Source organism: Stenotrophomonas sp. 3diitr2024, from assembly GCF_042136455.1.
GTDB classification, from domain to species: domain Bacteria; phylum Pseudomonadota; class Gammaproteobacteria; order Xanthomonadales; family Xanthomonadaceae; genus Stenotrophomonas; species Stenotrophomonas sepilia.
Genome location: NZ_JBHHMJ010000702.1, coordinates 75,234 through 91,427 on the forward strand (window position 1 = coordinate 75,234; position 16,194 = coordinate 91,427).

The 16,194-nt window shown below is 67.0% G+C and carries 18 protein-coding genes; 7 read left to right on the forward strand and 11 right to left on the reverse strand.

Features of this window, described 5'->3' with window-relative positions; all coding sequences use genetic code 11:
* From ABGA94_RS18445 to ABGA94_RS18475, 7 genes are all read right to left on the reverse strand, one after another.
* On the reverse strand, nucleotides 1-429 hold the full coding sequence (locus ABGA94_RS18445) for a BLUF domain-containing protein (RefSeq protein WP_005416573.1): 429 nt from the start codon (nucleotides 427-429) through the stop codon (nucleotides 1-3).
* Nucleotides 430-607: 178 nt separating this feature from the next.
* Entirely contained in the window at nucleotides 608-1,297 is a 690-nt protein-coding gene (locus tag ABGA94_RS18450; RefSeq protein WP_005416574.1) for a glycosyltransferase family 2 protein, read from the reverse strand.
* Nucleotides 1,294-1,881 (reverse strand): class I SAM-dependent DNA methyltransferase, encoded by a 588-nt coding sequence (locus ABGA94_RS18455; RefSeq protein ID WP_375367894.1) that lies wholly within the window; start codon nucleotides 1,879-1,881, stop codon nucleotides 1,294-1,296. The genes ABGA94_RS18450 and ABGA94_RS18455 overlap by 4 nt, the downstream gene beginning before the upstream one ends.
* Nucleotides 1,878-2,636 carry a PIG-L deacetylase family protein gene (locus ABGA94_RS18460; protein WP_134955601.1) on the reverse strand — a complete coding sequence of 253 codons (759 nt, stop codon included), beginning with the start codon at nucleotides 2,634-2,636 and terminating at the stop codon, nucleotides 1,878-1,880. The genes ABGA94_RS18455 and ABGA94_RS18460 overlap by 4 nt, the downstream gene beginning before the upstream one ends.
* Nucleotides 2,624-3,565 (reverse strand): acyl-CoA dehydrogenase, encoded by a 942-nt coding sequence (locus ABGA94_RS18465; protein WP_065186751.1) that lies wholly within the window; start codon nucleotides 3,563-3,565, stop codon nucleotides 2,624-2,626. The genes ABGA94_RS18460 and ABGA94_RS18465 overlap by 13 nt, the downstream gene beginning before the upstream one ends.
* Nucleotides 3,566-3,674: 109 nt before the next feature.
* Nucleotides 3,675-4,172, reverse strand: coding sequence for a hypothetical protein (locus ABGA94_RS18470; protein ID WP_065186752.1), 498 nt, complete (start codon nucleotides 4,170-4,172; stop codon nucleotides 3,675-3,677).
* A gap of 10 nt (nucleotides 4,173-4,182) precedes the next feature.
* Complete coding sequence (locus ABGA94_RS18475) at nucleotides 4,183-5,346, reverse strand: zinc-dependent alcohol dehydrogenase (protein ID WP_111128454.1); 1,164 nt, start codon at nucleotides 5,344-5,346, stop codon at nucleotides 4,183-4,185.
* 148 nt (nucleotides 5,347-5,494) lie between these two features.
* On the opposite strand from ABGA94_RS18475, the gene ABGA94_RS18480 reads away from it, so the two are divergent.
* The 3 genes from ABGA94_RS18480 (at nucleotide 5,495) to ABGA94_RS18490 (ending at nucleotide 6,976) form a co-directional block, all read left to right on the forward strand.
* Nucleotides 5,495-5,683: a hypothetical protein gene (locus ABGA94_RS18480; protein ID WP_053496592.1), complete on the forward strand. Its 189-nt coding sequence runs from the start codon at nucleotides 5,495-5,497 to the stop codon at nucleotides 5,681-5,683.
* 99 nt (nucleotides 5,684-5,782) lie between these two features.
* Nucleotides 5,783-6,421, forward strand: coding sequence for a DUF6766 family protein (locus tag ABGA94_RS18485; protein WP_134955963.1), 639 nt, complete (start codon nucleotides 5,783-5,785; stop codon nucleotides 6,419-6,421).
* Nucleotides 6,422-6,424: 3 nt separating this feature from the next.
* Nucleotides 6,425-6,976: a cysteine hydrolase family protein gene (locus tag ABGA94_RS18490; protein ID WP_134955962.1), complete on the forward strand. Its 552-nt coding sequence runs from the start codon at nucleotides 6,425-6,427 to the stop codon at nucleotides 6,974-6,976.
* A gap of 15 nt (nucleotides 6,977-6,991) precedes the next feature.
* On the opposite strand, the gene ABGA94_RS18495 is transcribed toward ABGA94_RS18490, so the two are convergent.
* The 4 genes from ABGA94_RS18495 to ABGA94_RS18510 form a co-directional block, all read right to left on the reverse strand.
* On the reverse strand, nucleotides 6,992-7,225 hold the full coding sequence (locus tag ABGA94_RS18495; RefSeq protein WP_005416583.1) for a hypothetical protein: 234 nt from the start codon (nucleotides 7,223-7,225) through the stop codon (nucleotides 6,992-6,994).
* 147 nt (nucleotides 7,226-7,372) lie between these two features.
* Nucleotides 7,373-7,819, reverse strand: a complete 447-nt coding sequence (locus ABGA94_RS18500) for a Rap1a/Tai family immunity protein (protein ID WP_238562398.1) — start codon at nucleotides 7,817-7,819, stop codon at nucleotides 7,373-7,375.
* Nucleotides 7,820-7,864: 45 nt separating this feature from the next.
* Nucleotides 7,865-8,551, reverse strand: coding sequence for a hypothetical protein (locus ABGA94_RS18505; RefSeq protein ID WP_375367895.1), 687 nt, complete (start codon nucleotides 8,549-8,551; stop codon nucleotides 7,865-7,867).
* A 54-nt stretch (nucleotides 8,552-8,605) separates the two neighbouring features.
* Nucleotides 8,606-9,589, reverse strand: coding sequence for a LacI family DNA-binding transcriptional regulator (locus ABGA94_RS18510; RefSeq protein ID WP_375367896.1), 984 nt, complete (start codon nucleotides 9,587-9,589; stop codon nucleotides 8,606-8,608).
* A gap of 157 nt (nucleotides 9,590-9,746) precedes the next feature.
* On the opposite strand from ABGA94_RS18510, the gene ptsP reads away from it, so the two are divergent.
* From ptsP to ABGA94_RS18530, 4 genes are all read left to right on the forward strand, one after another.
* Entirely contained in the window at nucleotides 9,747-12,260 is a 2,514-nt protein-coding gene (gene ptsP, locus ABGA94_RS18515; RefSeq protein WP_111128447.1) for a phosphoenolpyruvate--protein phosphotransferase, read from the forward strand.
* A complete protein-coding gene (locus ABGA94_RS18520) occupies nucleotides 12,257-13,213 on the forward strand; it encodes a 1-phosphofructokinase family hexose kinase (protein WP_072167070.1) in 957 nt (318 codons plus the stop codon). The genes ptsP and ABGA94_RS18520 overlap by 4 nt, the downstream gene beginning before the upstream one ends.
* 86 nt (nucleotides 13,214-13,299) lie before the next feature.
* Nucleotides 13,300-15,006, forward strand: coding sequence for a PTS fructose transporter subunit IIC (locus ABGA94_RS18525; RefSeq protein ID WP_095377583.1), 1,707 nt, complete (start codon nucleotides 13,300-13,302; stop codon nucleotides 15,004-15,006).
* A gap of 14 nt (nucleotides 15,007-15,020) precedes the next feature.
* The coding region (locus ABGA94_RS18530; RefSeq protein ID WP_375367897.1) for a carbohydrate porin at nucleotides 15,021-16,194 on the forward strand (1,174 nt) is incomplete at its 3' end.

A 16,194-nucleotide genomic window follows, 5' to 3' on the forward strand; every position in this document is an offset into this window, starting at 1 on the left:
TCAGGCGGCGTTCGCGTAGGGCTCAACGACTGCAAGCAGCTTCTCCATCGCTTCGGCTTCGTCCTGGCTCGTTACCGCCCGCTGGATGAAACGGCTCCAGTCAGCAAGGGCGATCCTCTGCAGCTCGCCCGCGCTGACCGACAGGCAGCGCATCGGCCAGAACGGCAACCGCCGCTGCCCGACACGGCCACGCCCGAGTTCGGTCAGTTCGGTGTGGCTGCGGGCGCCGCTTACGCGGGAGAAGGCAACATCCAGCCCGTCCGCAGGGCCTTCCATGTATTGCAGGAAGCGCTGCCCGTCAAACAACAGGACCCCGGTCACGCCCGCTGATCGATTGAAGCGGGCCGCATCTTCCATCAGTGCAGCCAGGCGTTCCGGCGTGAACCCGGGGGCAGCCCGGCTGGCGTAGACAATCGCGCTGTTTGGCATCGGCTGCTCCTACTCTCCCAGCCAATCAATCTAAGGGCGGCGGCGTTCACGAGCCGTAAACGCATGCGGGGCGCGCGTCACACATCGGCCGATGAGTCCGGATTTCATGGGATCCGGGCTGGATCGAAGACGCCTGACGGCGCGCCCCCCTGCTGCGGTGCGGCGAAATGGCCGGTGTTTACGCAATGGCCGGCCCGGTCAGCACGGCAGGGGCACCCGCCGCCCCCATTTCAGCCAGATAGGCTGAAAATCCCCCTGCGGCGCGCCCTTCCAGACGCGCACTGGTGAAGACGACGGGAGCACCGGCCCAGCGTACATCCGCGCCGCAGGCCTGCAGCGCCCTCACCATCTGAACGTCTTCCCCGCAGCGCAAGGCAGGAAAACCGCCGACCGCACGATAGAAATGGGCAGAGACACCCAGGTTGGCACCATGGATGCGCCCGTGACCTTCCCCCCACTGCTGCCGCCCCTGGAATACCCTGCGCAGGCGATGTTCGGACGGGCAGCGCGCCGCAATGTCCACCAGTCCGCAGAAGGCGTCACACGGCTGCTCCAGTTGTCCAACCAACCAGTCGCCAGGGACCTCGCTATCAGCGTCGGTGCTGGCCAACCACCTGGCGCCGCGACCCAGCAGCTCGACGGCGGCCGCTGCGCGGGCAATCCCCACGCAGCGTGCATCCAGCCGCACAATGCCGACGCGCTGTTGGTGGCAGATGGACGCCGTCGCATCCGAGCAAGCGTCCAGTGCAACCACCACTTCTACCGCTTCGCCGCCCAGGCCCGGGTGCAGGGCCGCCCTTCGGATCGATTGCAGGCAGCGCGCCATGCTGGCTGCCTCGTTGTGCGCGGGGACCAGAACGCCTATCACCGCAGGCCCTCGTTGCGGGCCAGTGACAGCGTGCCGCGCGTCCAGCCCTGCAGCACGAAGTCCGCATCGCGATAGTGGAAGACTTCGTGCAGGCCGTCGGCAAGGCAGCGATGCACGACTTCGGTCCGGCTCACCCGCCCGGGGAACGAGGGCAACCAATGGCAGGCGACCAGCAATCCGTCGTCACGAAGTGCTTGATCGATTCCGGCCCGCAGCTCGCGAAGGGCGCTCGTCCCCAGGTAGTAGCCCATCTCACCGCAGACGATCAGGTCGAAGCGCCCCGGCGGCCATTGCTCGGGGTGGCTGGCGCAGTGGACCTGCACGTGCGGCAGGTGGGCCAGGTTGCGGCGGGCCCGGAACGCTGCGCGCGGGCTGATATCGGTGGCCAGCAGGCGCTCACAGCGGGCCGCCAGGGCCTCGGTCAGCACGCCGTTGGAGCATCCCAGCTCCCAGCCACGATTGAACTGGCGCTGGCTCAGGCTGGCCAGCAGCAACGCACGCTTGCGTTCTTCATACCACCGACTGCGGTAGCCAAAAGGGTCTTCCTGCTCATGCAGTTCATCGAAGTACGGTTGCGCGCTCATGCCAGAAATACCTCGTAATCGCGGAAAAATCGGGCCAGTACATGGGAAGGCAGCACCGGCGGGCTGTTCAGGCCCGGCACGTTGCCCGTCTGCGTCCGGAACCGGGCGATCGCACTTCGTTTCACCGACGCCACTGCGGAAATGTCGACAAGCTGCGGGAACTCCCACGCCATATGCGCGCAGGCCGGATCCAGCCAGTGCCAGCCCCATACCGGGTACTCCAGGCGACGGCAACCCACTGCGCGCGCGGCGCGGCAGGCTGCACGCCCTGCCGCTTCGTGATCGGGGTGCCCATCGAAGCGCCAGGGCGCCAGTACCAGATCGCCCGGCTGCAGGTGCTGCTGCAGCCAGTCCTGCAGGCCCTGTTCGTGCTTGCTGACCGCGCCATCGCCGATGCCGAGATGAAACGTCGCGTCGGCCGCAATCTCAAGTTCCGCCAATGCCGCAGCAAGCTCTGCCCGACGCGCCGACCGCAGGCGCTCCGGTGTCCACCACGGTTCACCCGGATAACACGCTTCACCATCGGTCACGGCAATGACGCCAACCTGCATGCCCTGTGCCGCGGCATGATGGAGCAGCCCACCACAGCCAAGAATCTCGTCGTCGGGATGCGGCGCAACGACCACAAGGCGGTCGTGGCCGGCGCACAGTGAACGGGCGGGCGTGGACGGTTGCTGCCAGAGCCAATCGCAGCGCAGCCAGGCCTGTTCCTGAGTTCCCTGTCCTTGCAGGGGTGTGCTGGCTACAGCGCCCATGCGGTCTCCTCGGCTGCCCGCTGCTCACCCAGCCACTGCCAATCGCGATCGGCATGGCACTGCCTGAGGAACACCGTCAGGTCCGCCCAGCGGCGGGCGTGACCGTCTTCCAGGCACATCGGCGCCGGACCGAGCGCCCGGCCTGCAAGGTCCAGGACGCGCGTCGCCGCCCGTTCGACCACGCAGCGCAGCCGCACTACGTCTTCCCGATGCGCCGATTGAGGCGCGTCGTCGATGCGTGCGGCCACTTCGCGAAGCAGCGCCGCAGCCGGCCCCAGCACAAGGTCCGCTGCACCCAGCAGCCGTGCGCGGTTGCCGTCGCTGCAGGCCGGCCGCATGCGTTCAGCCAGTGCCACCGCTGCGCCAAACCAGACCGCCGCGATACCGGCTCCGCCATGCCAGAAGCCCGGCCGTTGCAGGTAGGCGTCGCGCGGTCCCAGAATCGTCATCGGTGCGCCGTCGAAGCGCACCGTCGTGGACGGAATGCCGGCCATGCCAGCCGCCGGCCAGGGCTCACCCGAAAGCGTGCACCAATGCTCCGCCGGCACATGGCACAGCCACACGCCGTGTGTGTTCCGCACGGTTACCAGTGCCGCATCCACCCACGCGCTGCCTGAACACCAGGGCTTGTCACCATACAGTCCACCGCCGGCGTCGATGCGCAGGGTGTTGGCTGGGCCTTCTGCGGCCCACACCGCCAGCAGCTGCCCTTCAGCAACCCTAGGCGCGTTCAGCTCGGCAATGATCGCCTGGGCGTCGTAATGCGCTTCCAGTACCTTGGCCAGGCAGAGGTCCTCTGCCCCCCACGCCGCCAGCGCCCGCCAACGCTGCAGCGTGTGGCCACTTCCGGGCAAAGGCAGTGCGGGCTGCTGGGCGAGAACCTGGCGCGCGCGGTTGAACAGCGAAGAAGGCGACGTCACATCCTGCATGGCCGGTCTGCAATGAAGATAGGTCATGAACGTAGGCGCCCTGCGGTCACATCACTGTCTTGGCGATGTGGCGGCCACATGAATACCTGGCGCAGTGTTCCTCACGCGGTCACCGCTGGCGCTGTTCGCTTGCACGCACGCACTGGCGCAGTTCCCATAGCCATGGCAACACCACCAGGCCAAGCGCCGGCAGCAATACAAACCCCCACAGCGCCGGTGCTGCCGGTGCCACATTGACTGCCCAACGAGGCTCGGCCTGCCACGCCACCCCGCCCAGCAGGACCCAAGGAGCGGCGTCGAGCACACTGTGCACGTGCTGCTCGGCCGGGCTGATGCGTCGCCGCCCGTCCGCGCTGACGGTGTCGAGGTAGCCGGCGATTGCATGCGCGATGACCAGGACTGCCAGCAGCGTGACGAGCAACCACGTGCTTTCCAGCACGAGCCACGCCAGCACGCCGCTGCCGATGAGCAGCAGCTGCAGCCCATGCAGCAGGCTCTCGCGCATCGCGGACGTGTGCGGCAGATCGGTACGCCGGTGAAAGTGGAAGTCCAGCGCACCGGCGGTCAACCAGACTGCGTAGACACAGGCCATGACAATCCCGCTCATGACGGCTCGCTCAGGGTGTCAATACGATCTTGCGGCAGTCGTCGTCCTTGGCATCGAACATCGCATAGCCTTGCGCTGCATCGGCCAGGCGCATCCGGTGCGAGATGATGTCCCCCGGATCCAGCTTTCCTTCGATGATTGCGTCGAGCAGTTCCGGCATCAGTCCCTGCACGTGGGTCTGTCCCATCTTGAATGTCAGCCCCTTGTCGAACGCATCGCCCAGCAGGAACCCGTGGATGAAACCGGCATAGACACCGGGAATGCTGACCACGCCGCCGCGGCGGGCGGCAGCGATGCACTGACGGATGGCCACGCCACTGCTGCCTTCCAGTTTCACGGCGGTCAGCGCTGACTCCAGGGCACTGCCCTCGGCCTCGAAACCGACGGCCTCGATGCAGGCATCCACGCCGCGCCCACTGGTCTGGGTCAGTATGTAGTCGGCTGGGTCCTCGATCTCCTTGAAGTCGATCGGCGTCACACCATAGGCACGGCGCGCGTAGTCCAGGCGGTAGCGAAGATGGTCGACCATGAAGATGGTCTCCGCACCCAGCAGCCGGCAGCAGGCCGCGCTCATCAGTCCCACCGGACCGGCGCCGAAGATGGCCACTGTCGAGCCCGGCTTGACCCCAGCGTTCAGCGCGGCCTGATAGCCGGTGGGCAGAATGTCCGACAGGAACAGAACCTGTTCGTCGGCCACGCCTTCCGGAATGCGCAGTGGGCCCACATTCGCCTTGGGCACGCGCACGAATTCGGCCTGTCCGCCTGCCACGCCGCCATACAGATGGCTGTACCCGAACAACGCCGCCGGAGGCAGAAGGCCCTTCTGGTTCAGCGCAGCGCCCTTGCCCGTGTTGGTGGTCTCGCAGGCGGCATACTCGGCCAGCCGGCAGTGGAAGCACTCGCCACAGGCGATCACGAAGGGGATCACCACGCGATCGCCCGGCCTCACCTGCGTTACGCCGCTGCCGACCTCTTCCACCACGCCCATGAATTCGTGGCCCAGCACATCGCCGTCGTGCAGATCGGGAATCTTGCCCCGATACAGGTGCAGGTCCGAACCACAGATGGCGGTGGCGGTAACCCTCAGGATCAGATCGTCCTCAGCCGCCAGCACCGGATCCGGCACGGTCTCGACGCGCACATCCTTGCGGCCGTGATAGGTCAATGCCTGCATCGTGCTTCTCCAGAAGATCAGAACGACAGCATCGCAGTGACGTCCTCCCGCCCCGGTGACATCCAGGTGTGCACAGCGTTCATTCCGCGGCGTCGTAGCGTTAACCCCGACCGGGTCACGCTGCGAACACCCGCCACAGGAGCCCAGCATGAACGACAAGCTGCCTTTCAATCCAACAACAGACGTGGACGATCAATCGAAGGCGCACACCCCGGACAAGCGGCGCAATGATCGAGCGAAGTGGAAGGCGCACGACATGCCGGACGACGGCGATGGCCCCAAGGCCGTACCCGAGGACTACGAACGTCCCGACCCCGATCCGACGGGCAAGCGTTGAGGCCGCCTCACATCCTGGATGCGCCAGATTCACGCGTCATGGTGCGCTACCGGCTCAAGCTGCATGCACGGTTTCCGGTCAGCCTGAATGAGGTGTTGCATGTGGAAACGCAACGGTCTCTCGCTGGTGCTGCTTGCACTCACTGTCGTCTTCATTGTCGGGCAGGCAGTTGCGGGACATCACGTGCACAACCAGACGTTGACGCAGCACGGACGCGCGCCGGTCGACCTGTGGCACTACCTGGCGACCGGGCATTTCGTGAGCGCTACATTCGAGAACTGGGAGAGCGAGTTCCTGCAGATGGGGATGTACGTTCTTCTGACCGTCAGCCTGCGCCAGCGTGGATCAGCCGAATCCCGGCCGCTGGACCCCGCGCAGGAGCAGAACCGCGTGGAGCCGGGACCTGCGCCGTGGCCGGTTCGTCGCGGCGGCGCATGGAAGGTGCTCTACGCTCACTCGCTTGCGATCGCCTTCGGGCTGTTGTTCCTGCTCAGTTTTACATTGCATGCATTGGGTAGCTGGCGCGCCGAGCAGGTCGAGCAACAGTTGCAGGGATTGCCGGTGCCGGGTTTCCTGGAGCATCTGGGCAGCAGCACGTTCTGGTTCGAATCGATGCAGAACTGGCAGAGCGAATTCCTTGCCGTGCTGTCCCTGGTCGTGCTCACGATCTTCCTGCGGCAGAAGGACTCACCGCAATCCAAGCCGGTCGAAGCTCCGCACGCGCAGACAGGGGATTGAGCCATGGGAAATGCTCCGTCAACGGCCTTGCTGATCATCGATATGTTCAGTCGCTTCGACTTCCCAGGTGCGCAGGCGCTGGCACCGGCTGCGGAGCGGGCGGCCAGACAGATCCGGCGCTTGAGAGACCACTTCGATGACCACGGATGGCCGGTCATCTACGCCAATGACAATTTTTCCGACTGGAAGCGTGACTTCCGCCAGCAGGTAGCACAGTGCCAGCGGGATGGAGGACCGGCCGGGCGAATTGCCGGCCTCCTCTCTCCCCTGCCCGACCACTACTTCGTGCTCAAGCCCAAGCATTCGGCGTTCCTGGCCAGCCCGTTGTCGATTCTGCTGGCCAAGCTTGGCGTGCGCAGCCTTTGGCTCAGCGGGATGACGGCCGATTCGTGTGTCCTGGCTACTGCGCTGGACGCCAACGCCAGGGAATTCGACGTGGTGGTGGCGCGGGAGGCCGTGGCGGGAATGCCGGCCCGGAAACAGCGTGCAATGGCGCTGCTGGCCGATTCGGGTGCAGCCCGGGTCGCACGGCTCGCCTCGCTGGTCCCGGCATGACCGGCCGGAGCGGGCTCAGGCCCGGTCTGCGATTCCCTTTACACCGGCGTGACCGGCGCAATGTGCGCAGCAGAAGATCTGACCGCTTCCTTCAACGCCGTGGCCGATGATCGCGCAGTCGCAGTGTGCGCAGCGCGGTGCGAACGCGTGGATGGCACACTCGAACGAATCGAAGGTGCCGCTGCGTCCACCCTGCTGGAGGGTGAAGCTCTTGTCGTAGTCATTGCCGCAGACATCACAGGTAGCCATGGGGCACCTCATGCGGAGAAAGGAGCATGCAGTGTCGCGGGCGCGGGTGTCGGCGGTCGTGAATGCATCGTGTCGCCAGCGTGCAGAACACCGATGTGTTCATTACGCAGGCTGCAGCCCGCGTTGCCAACGCCCAGCCCACGCGTCTCAGCGTGCCTTGCCGGGCTCGGCACTGCCACCAGGCGATGTGCCGCGACCACAGGGAAACGCCGCGCGCAGCCCTTCGACAACCAGGGGAGACGCATCCTGTTGCAATCGCACGCGGGGCAGCTGCCGGAGATGGGAAGACACCTGATCGACCAGTTCATGCGGAAGGATCCGGCCCTGCCCACACCACTGACCGCGGCTGGCATCGGCGACACCCAGGATATAGCTGCTGGCCCGGGCGCTGGACAGCCCCCGGCAGTGTTCGCCATCGCAGAACCCGTCAGCGCCTTTGCCCTGCAGCAGCGTGATGAGCTCCGCACCACTGACAAACCAGGTGCGTTCCGGTTGCGTTGTGCCTGCCACGGCGGGTCCCACCAGGGCGCCTAGGCACAGTGTCAGGAGCCAACGCATGCGGCGGTGCGCGCGGCGGGCTTGACGTCCTTTCATATCGGGGTCCTGGCTGTCGTTTTTCTGGATTCCACGCGGCGCCGGTCAGAGTTGATCAAGCTGGTTGCGTGGTTGAAACGCCGGGTCGTCCTCAGCTTCCAGCATGGCATCCACCAAGGCGTCGAAGGGCGCGGCAGCGGTATCCAGGTCCGCGGAAGAAAGGAATCCGGATTCCCCCTGGCCGGCCAGGGCAATCGCGGCAACGGTCTCGCGCTCACCTTCCTCTGCCCAGAGATAGTCGTGGACCAGTGCCACCCCATGGTCGCCCGCCTTCAGGAAATCGGCCGCGCCCCGTGCCACAGCCAGAAACGCGATGAGATCGTAGAGGCTTTCCGAATACGTCAGCGATCCCGCAACAAAGTGCGTACCAGTGCGGTCATAGGCGGCAACCTGGATATTCTCGGCCTGCGCGGATGCAAGGAAGGCCTTCAATGCGGCGCGATTGTCGGGGTAGCGGGCCAGCAGGGCCTGGCAGTCTATGAGCAGTTCATCCAACGCCTCGTCGCTTGAAGACGCCAGGCATTCACCGTTGCCCAAGCGCCACGGCCCGGCGATGCATCGCCAGTCGGACCATCGGGATGGCGAAGGCAGGGGCGCCGCCAGCCATCTGGAGAGATCTTCGTGGCGCAACTGCAGGCGCAACAGCGCTGAATAAGGCTCTGACAAGGCGATGACCCATCCGGTCTGCGTGTCCAGATGGCTTTTAGCAGACAACGCGCGACCCGCCAACACCCCAGTGCCATCCTCATGGACTGCGACTGCTACTGCCGCAGACGCGGCGCCGGACTATCGCGCAGCCGTTGACCCTCTCACCACGCATCTTCCCGTCATCACCAGTCTGCGTACCGGCAGCTCCGGTATGCGCAGGCGCTCCAGCAGCAGCGACATCGCGGCCCGCCCCATCTCTTCAACCGGCTGCTCGACCACGGTAATACCCGGTTCGACCAGCTCGGTCCATCGCTCGTTGTCGAAGCCTGCCAGCGCCAGCGCATCTGGAATCGCCAAACCTGCGCTGCGTGCGGCCTTCAGCGCCCCCATCATCAGCAGGCTGTTGCTGGTCACCAGCGCATCGGGCCGCGATGGCATGGCCAGCCACTCCCCAGCTGTCGCGATGGCGGCCTCGGCCGTGGGCTCTACCTCGCGGTAGTCCGGTTCCAGCCCGTGCCTGCGCATTGCAGCGATATAGCCGTCGCGGCGTTCGGCCGCCGTGGTACTGGTGCTGCCGAACAGGCCACCGATGCGGCAATAGCCGCGCTCGGCCAGGTGTTCGACCAGGCCCGCCATCGCCGCTGCGTTGTCGAGGACCACGCTGTCGATCGAGCCACCGGGTGCGGCACGATCGACCAGTACCGTCGGGTAATCCAGCGTGAGCCGGTCCAGCCGCCCCACCGTGGTCCGGGTGGGCGCAAAAATCAGCCCACTGATGCGTTCCTCATGCATCAACTGCAGATACAGCGCCTCGCGCTCGGGGTCCTCATCGGTGTTGCAGAGGGTGACGCGAAGGCCTTCCCGGTACGCGACTTCCTCCACGGCGCGGATCAGCGCGGTAAAGAACGGGTTGCGGATATCGGCCACGATCAGGCCGATGATGCCGGTATGCCGGGCGCGCAGGCGTCTTGCCTGCAGGTTGGGGTGATATCCGGTCTGGCGGATCGCCGCCTCCACCCGGCCGCGCACGGCCTCGCTGACCGGGCCGCCGCCGAGCACCCGAGACACCGTGGACTTGGATACCCCCGCCACGCGTGCGACGTCATTGATGCTGATGCTCACTGGTATCGTTCCCGGAATCGAGCGCTTTTCTGGGCCGGACGGCCGTCCAGGACCATGTTAACGCCAAAGGACTATTGGATTTTTGTGCGCTGCACATTGAAATGGCGAGTGGGAACGTTCCCAATACATCTCAGCCACCCCTTCCGCGGAGCCCCCTTTGTCGCCCCAGACCTCCCCTTCCCCGGCCAGCCGAGAACTGATCCGCCTGGACGCGCGGGCGCAGGACAAGACCGATGCCATTGCGCAGGTCGCCCAGATGCTGGTCGCGTCCGGCTGCGTGGCGCCGGGTTACGAAGCCAGCATGGGGCGGCGCGAAACGCTGGCGAACACCTTCCTTGGACACGGCGTAGCAATCCCGCACGGGCTTGGCGAGGACCGCCATCTGGTGCTCCGCGATGGCATCGCCGTGCTGCAGTTGCCGCAAGGCGTGGAATGGAACCCGGGACAGATCACCCGTCTGGTGGTCGGCATCGCTGCCCAGTCGGATACCCACATCACGGTGCTGCGCCGCTTGACCCGGCTGATCCAGGACGAGTCCACGCTGCAGCGGCTGTTCACCACCACCGAGGCGGGCGAGATCGTGAACGCGCTGGCCGGCGATGTTGCGATTGCCGCCACCCACGCGCCAGCGGTGGATCTGGCCGAGCGCTTCGAATGGACCATCGCCTACCCCAACGGACTGCACGCCCGTCCTGCCACGCGCTGGGCCGAGACGGCGCGCGGCTTCGCAGCCCGCGCGCAGGTCCGCGTGGGCGATCAGGCGGCCGATGCCAAGAGTCTGGTAGCGCTGCTTCAGCTCGGGTTGCGTGAGGGCGATGCCGTGCGTGTTTCTGCCGAGGGCGCCGATGCCCCCGCGCTGCTGGCTGCGCTGCGCAAGGTCATGGATGGATTGGTCGCACAGGAAAGGGCTGATGCCGAGCGTGCAGCCCAGCGCAAGGCAGCAGCCCCTGTCGCCGGGTGGAAACCGCCCGAAGCGCAGGCGACGATCATTGGCATCGGCGCCAGCCCCGGATTGGCGATCGGCCCGGTGCATGTGCTGGCCAGCACGCAGGCGGAAGTCACCGACCGTCCTGCCCCGCTTGGCGAGGGCGGCGCACGCCTGCAGGATGCACTCGGCCGCACCCGCCAGCAGCTGGCCGCTCTGCAGGACGACACCCAGCGCCGCCTTGGCGCTTCGGATGCGGCGATCTTCAAGGCGCAGGCCGCGCTGCTCGACGACACCGACCTGATCACCCGCACCTGCCAGCTGATGGTCGAAGGCCATGGTGTGGCGTGGTCATGGCACCAGGCCATCGAGCAGATCGCCTCCGGGCTGGCGGCGCTGGGCAATCCGGTGCTGGCCGGGCGCGCGGCGGACCTGCGTGATGTCGGCCGACGCGTGCTGGCGCAGCTTGACCCTTCTGCTGAAGGTGGTGGCCTGGCGGATCTGCCGTCGCAACCGTGCATCCTGATCGCCACAGATCTGTCGCCTTCGGATACCGCCAATCTCGACACCGGTCGCGTGCTCGGCCTGGCCACCGCGCAGGGCGGGCCGACCTCGCACACCGCCATCCTCTCGCGCACGCTGGGCCTGCCGGCGCTGGTGGCCGGCGGCGCCGGGCTGTTGGCGATCCAGCCAGGCCGCGAAGCGATCCTGGACGGCAGCAGCGGACGGCTCTACCTGTCCCCCTCCGAAGCCGATCTCGCCTCGGCACGCGAATGGATCGCCGAACAGCAGCAGATCCGCGAGCGCGAAGCCGCGCAACGCGCGCAACCCGCCCAGACCCCCGACGGCCACCGCATCGACATCGGCGCCAACGTCAACCTGCCCGACCAGGTGCCACTGGCACTGGAACAGGGTGCGGAAGGCGTCGGCCTGATGCGCACCGAGTTCCTGTTCCTCGAACGTGGCAGTACGCCCAGCGAGGAGGAGCAGTACACCACCTATCTGGCGATGGCCAAGGCACTCAACGGCCGCCCGCTGATCGTGCGCGCGCTCGACATCGGCGGCGACAAGCAGGTGGCGCACCTGGAACTGCCACGCGAGGAGAACCCGTTCCTCGGCGTGCGCGGCGCGCGCCTGCTGCTGCGCCGCCCTGACCTGCTGGAGCCGCAACTGCGTGCGCTGTATCGCGCCGCCAAGGACGGTGCACGCCTGTCCATCATGTTCCCGATGATCACGTCGGTGACCGAGCTGGTCGCACTGCGCGCCATCTGTGAGCGCCTGCGTGCCGAGCTGGAGGCGCCGGTGGTGCCGATCGGCATCATGATCGAAGTGCCGGCTGCCGCCGCTCAGAGCGACGTACTGGCGCGCCATGCCGACTTCTTCTCGATCGGCACCAATGATCTGACCCAGTACGTGCTGGCGATCGACCGCCAGAACCCGGAACTCGCCGCCGAGGCCGACAGCCTGCATCCGGCGGTGCTGCGCGCGGTCCGCGCCACGGTTGAAGGCGCACGGCTGCATGGGCGCTGGGTCGGCGTCTGTGGCGGCCTGGCCGGCGATCCCTTCGGCGCCATGTTGCTGGCTGGCCTGGGCGTGGACGAACTGTCGATGACTCCGAACGACATCCCGGCGGTGAAGGCGCGCCTGCGTGGCACCGCGATGACCGAACTGCAAGCGCTGGCGAGCACCGCACTGGGGTGCGAAACCGCCGAGCAGGTGCGCGGCCTCGATGGAGCGCGCGCATGACTGCCCGCGCCGTCACCGTGACCCTGAACCCGGCCATCGACCAGACCGTGCGCCTGGCCCGCCTGCAGCCAGGCCGGGTGCATCGCGCCGGCAGCTCCCGCGACGACGCAGGCGGCAAGGGCATCAACGTGGCGGCCTGCCTGGCCGACTGGGGCGTGCCGATCACCGCGCTGGGTGTGCTGGGCGACGGCAACGACGGCGTGTTCCGAACGCTGTTCCGTGAGCGGGGCATCATTGACGGCTGCCTGCGCGTTCCGGGCCATACCCGCACCAACATCAAGCTGGTCGAAGAGGCCAACGGCGAAACGACGGACATCAACCTGCCAGGCCTGGCCGTGGACGCTGCCGGCCTGGACGCGGTGTCGCGCCAGCTCGGCGCCCTGCTCGCGCCCGGCCTGCCGGTTGTGCTGTCCGGCAGCCTGCCGCACGGACTGCCGGCCGATGCATGGGCGCGGTTGCAGGCGCAGGCCGGAACGGCCGGTGCGCGCGTGCTGCTGGACACCAGCGGCGATGCGCTTGCAGCTGCGCTGGACGGCGCGCGGGGCGCGCTGCCCTACGCCATCAAGCCCAACCGCCACGAACTGGAGGCCTGGACCGGCACGTCGCTGCCGGATCGCAGCGCACTGCGCGCTGCAGGCCAGGCCTTGGTCGAACGCGGTGTCGCACTCGTTGCCATCTCCATGGGGACCGACGGCGCGCTGTTCATTGATCGCGCCGGCGCCCTGGTCGCGCGACCGCCGCGTCTGGCCCAGGGCAGCACGGTGGGCGCCGGTGATGCCATGGTCGCCGGCATCGCCGCCGCGCTGTTGGAGCGCTCCCTCGACCTGGCCGCCTGTGCACGACTGGCCACGGCGTTCTCGATGAGCCGGCTGGATAGCGGAGACGCGCGGCGGCTCGATCCGGCGCAGGTGCGCGCCGGGGCCGGCGATGTACTGATCGAGCGGTTGGATTGAAACACCTGCCGGAGGAGCAGCGGTTGGCTTCGGGCCACCCGCGATGCCTCCGGCAAGGACGAACCCGAAGCATTCCAGGAGTTCCCATGCACGCTTCCACCGTAGTCATCGCCGCTGGCGAACGCAGCATCGAGGCGGTACTTGCCGCCGAGGCTCTGCGTCGCGCGGCCCGCCAGCGCGGGCTTGAGCTGATGATCGAAATCCGCAGCGACCAGGGCGTGACCGGCGCGCTGCCCGCCTCGGACGCCGCCTCCGCGACCCAACTGCTGCTGGTGGGCGATGGCGAGGCAGACATCGCACGCTTCGGCAATGCCCGGATCGTGCATGCCAGCCTGGGCGAGGTATTGGACGATCCGGTCGCCGCGCTTGCACCGCTCGCAGCCGCGCCGGCCAGTGTCCCCGCCACCGGGGCTGGCAAGCGCATCGTTGCCGTCACCTCCTGCCCCACCGGCATCGCTCACACCTTCATGGCAGCAGAAGGCCTGCAACAGGCTGCCAAAGCGCTGGGCCATGCGATCCGGGTTGAAACACAGGGCTCGGTCGGCGCGCAGGATGCGTTGAGCGATGCGGAAATCGCCGCTGCCGATGTGGTGCTGATCGCCGCCGACCGCGAAGTCGATCTGTCGCGTTTCGCAGGCAAGCGCCTGTTCAAGAGTGGTACCAAGCCGGCGATCACTGACGGCCAGAACCTGATCCGCAAGGCGCTGGCCGAGGCCGGCGTGCACGCGGGGACAGCGGCTTCGGGCCGTACCGCAGAAAGGAACAAGAGCACCGGTCCTTACAAGCACCTGATGACCGGCGTGTCGTTCATGCTGCCGTTCGTGACAGCCGGCGGCCTGTTGATCGCCCTGGCGTTCGCACTCGGCGGCATCTATGCCTTCGACGACGCACACAAGGGGACGCTGGCCTGGTCGCTGTTCCAGATCGGCGCCAAGTCCGGTTTCATGCTGATGGTGCCGGCGCTGGCCGGCTACATCGCCTACTCCATCGCCGACCGCCCCGGCATCGCGCCCGGCATGATCGGCGGGCTGGTTGCGGTCAACATGGACGCAGGTTTCATCGGCGGCATCCTGGCGGGCTTCATCGCCGGCTATGGCGTGCACTGGATCAACCGTGCGCTGCGCCTGCCGCGCAGCCTGGAAGGCCTCAAGCCGGTGCTGATCCTGCCGGTGCTGGGCACGCTGCTGGTCGGCCTGCTGATGATGTACGTGATCGGCACGCCGGTGGCCGCACTGCTGGCCTGGCTGACCGACTGGCTGCGCGGCATGGAGGGCAGCAGCGCGATCCTGCTCGGTTTGCTGCTGGGCGGCATGATGGCCGTTGACATGGGTGGACCGGTCAACAAGGCGTCCTACGCCTTCTCCACCGCCCTGATTTCCAGCCAGGTCTACACGCCGATGGCGGCGACCATGATCGGCGGCATGACGCCACCGCTGGGCATCGCGCTGGCGACGTGGTTGTTCAGCAACCGCTTCACTGCCGAGGAGCGCGGCACTGCCGGTGCCGCCGGCGTGCTCGGCCTGAGCTTCGTGACCGAGGGGGCTATTCCCTACGCGGCACGCGATCCGCTGCGCACCATTCCTGCGCTGATCCTCGGCTCGGCCGTGGCCGGTGCGATCTCGATGGCCGCAGGCGTCGAGTTGAAGGTGCCGCACGGCGGTGTGTTCGTGCTGCCGATCCCGAACGCGGTCACCCATCTTGGTGTCTACCTGCTGGCGCTGTTGGCCGGCGTGGCGGTCACCGCGATTGCACTGCGCATCCTCAAGAAGCCGGTCACGGCCCCCACCCTGTAAAAGGAACCCCGCCCATGACCTGCCCTTCCTGCCGCCTGGTGCCGGTAGCGATCCTGCTGACCCTGCCCTCACTGACCGTAGCTGCCAACGCGAGTGATGTCCTCACTCCCAAACTGGCTTACACCGGCGAGGCGGCCGCCACGCTCGATGGTGGCAAGCGCAGCGGCACCGCTTACGCCGGCCAGCTGATGTTCGGCGCCGATGTTGACCTCGACGCTGCGTTCGGCTGGCGGGGGGCCACGATCAAGGCCTATGGCATCAATCGCCACGGCACCAACCTCGCCAACAGCAGCACCGGCAACAGCACCTCGGTGCAGGAAATCTACGGCGGCCAGGGGACCCGCCTGGCCAACCTGACCCTGGAACAGAAGCTGTTCAACGACCGGCTGGTGCTGGAGGCCGGTCGCAGCGTCGCCAACATCCACCACCTCGGGTCGGAGCTGTGCCAGTACTTCCAGGGCAACTCGGCGTGCGGCAACCCGACCTACGTTTTCCGCACCAGCAACTTCACCTGGTGGCCGGTGTCGAGCTGGATGGCCGACGCCACGACCTGGGTGACGCCCGATGTCTATGTCCGCATCGGTGCCTACCAGGTCGATCCCAGCCAGGCCGAGGATGGCCAGCATGGCCTGAAGTGGAATACGAACCAGGCCACCGGGTGGATCGTGCCCTACACGATCGGCTGGCGCAGCCCGGCTTCGGCACGACTGAAAGCCCGCTACGAACTCGGTGGCTGGCAGGACAACTCGACCTATCGCGATCCGCTGCGCGATGCCAACGGCATTCCCGCGCTGCTCAGTGGCCAGGAGTACGCGGCACGCCACGGTCGCTCCGGTGCGTTCGCGCGCTTCGAGCAGCAGCTTACCGGCGATGGCAATGGCCGCGGCCTGACCCTTTTCGGCGCCGCGCTCAAGGGTACCTCCGGGCAGCTGATCGAGGATCACTTCCTGCAGGCCGGGCTTGTGCAGAAAGGCACGTTCGCCCGCCGGCCGCAGGACAGCATCGGCTTCGTCGTCACCCGGCAGAAGTACAGCGGCATCGCGCTGGAGAACCTCCGCCTGGCCCGCGCTGCCGCCGGCGGCAGAGGCACCCCGCACGGAAGCCAGGTGATGATGGAGCTGAGCTATGGCATCCAGCTCACCCCGCAGCTCAGGATTGCACCGAACCTGCACTACATCGTGCATCCGG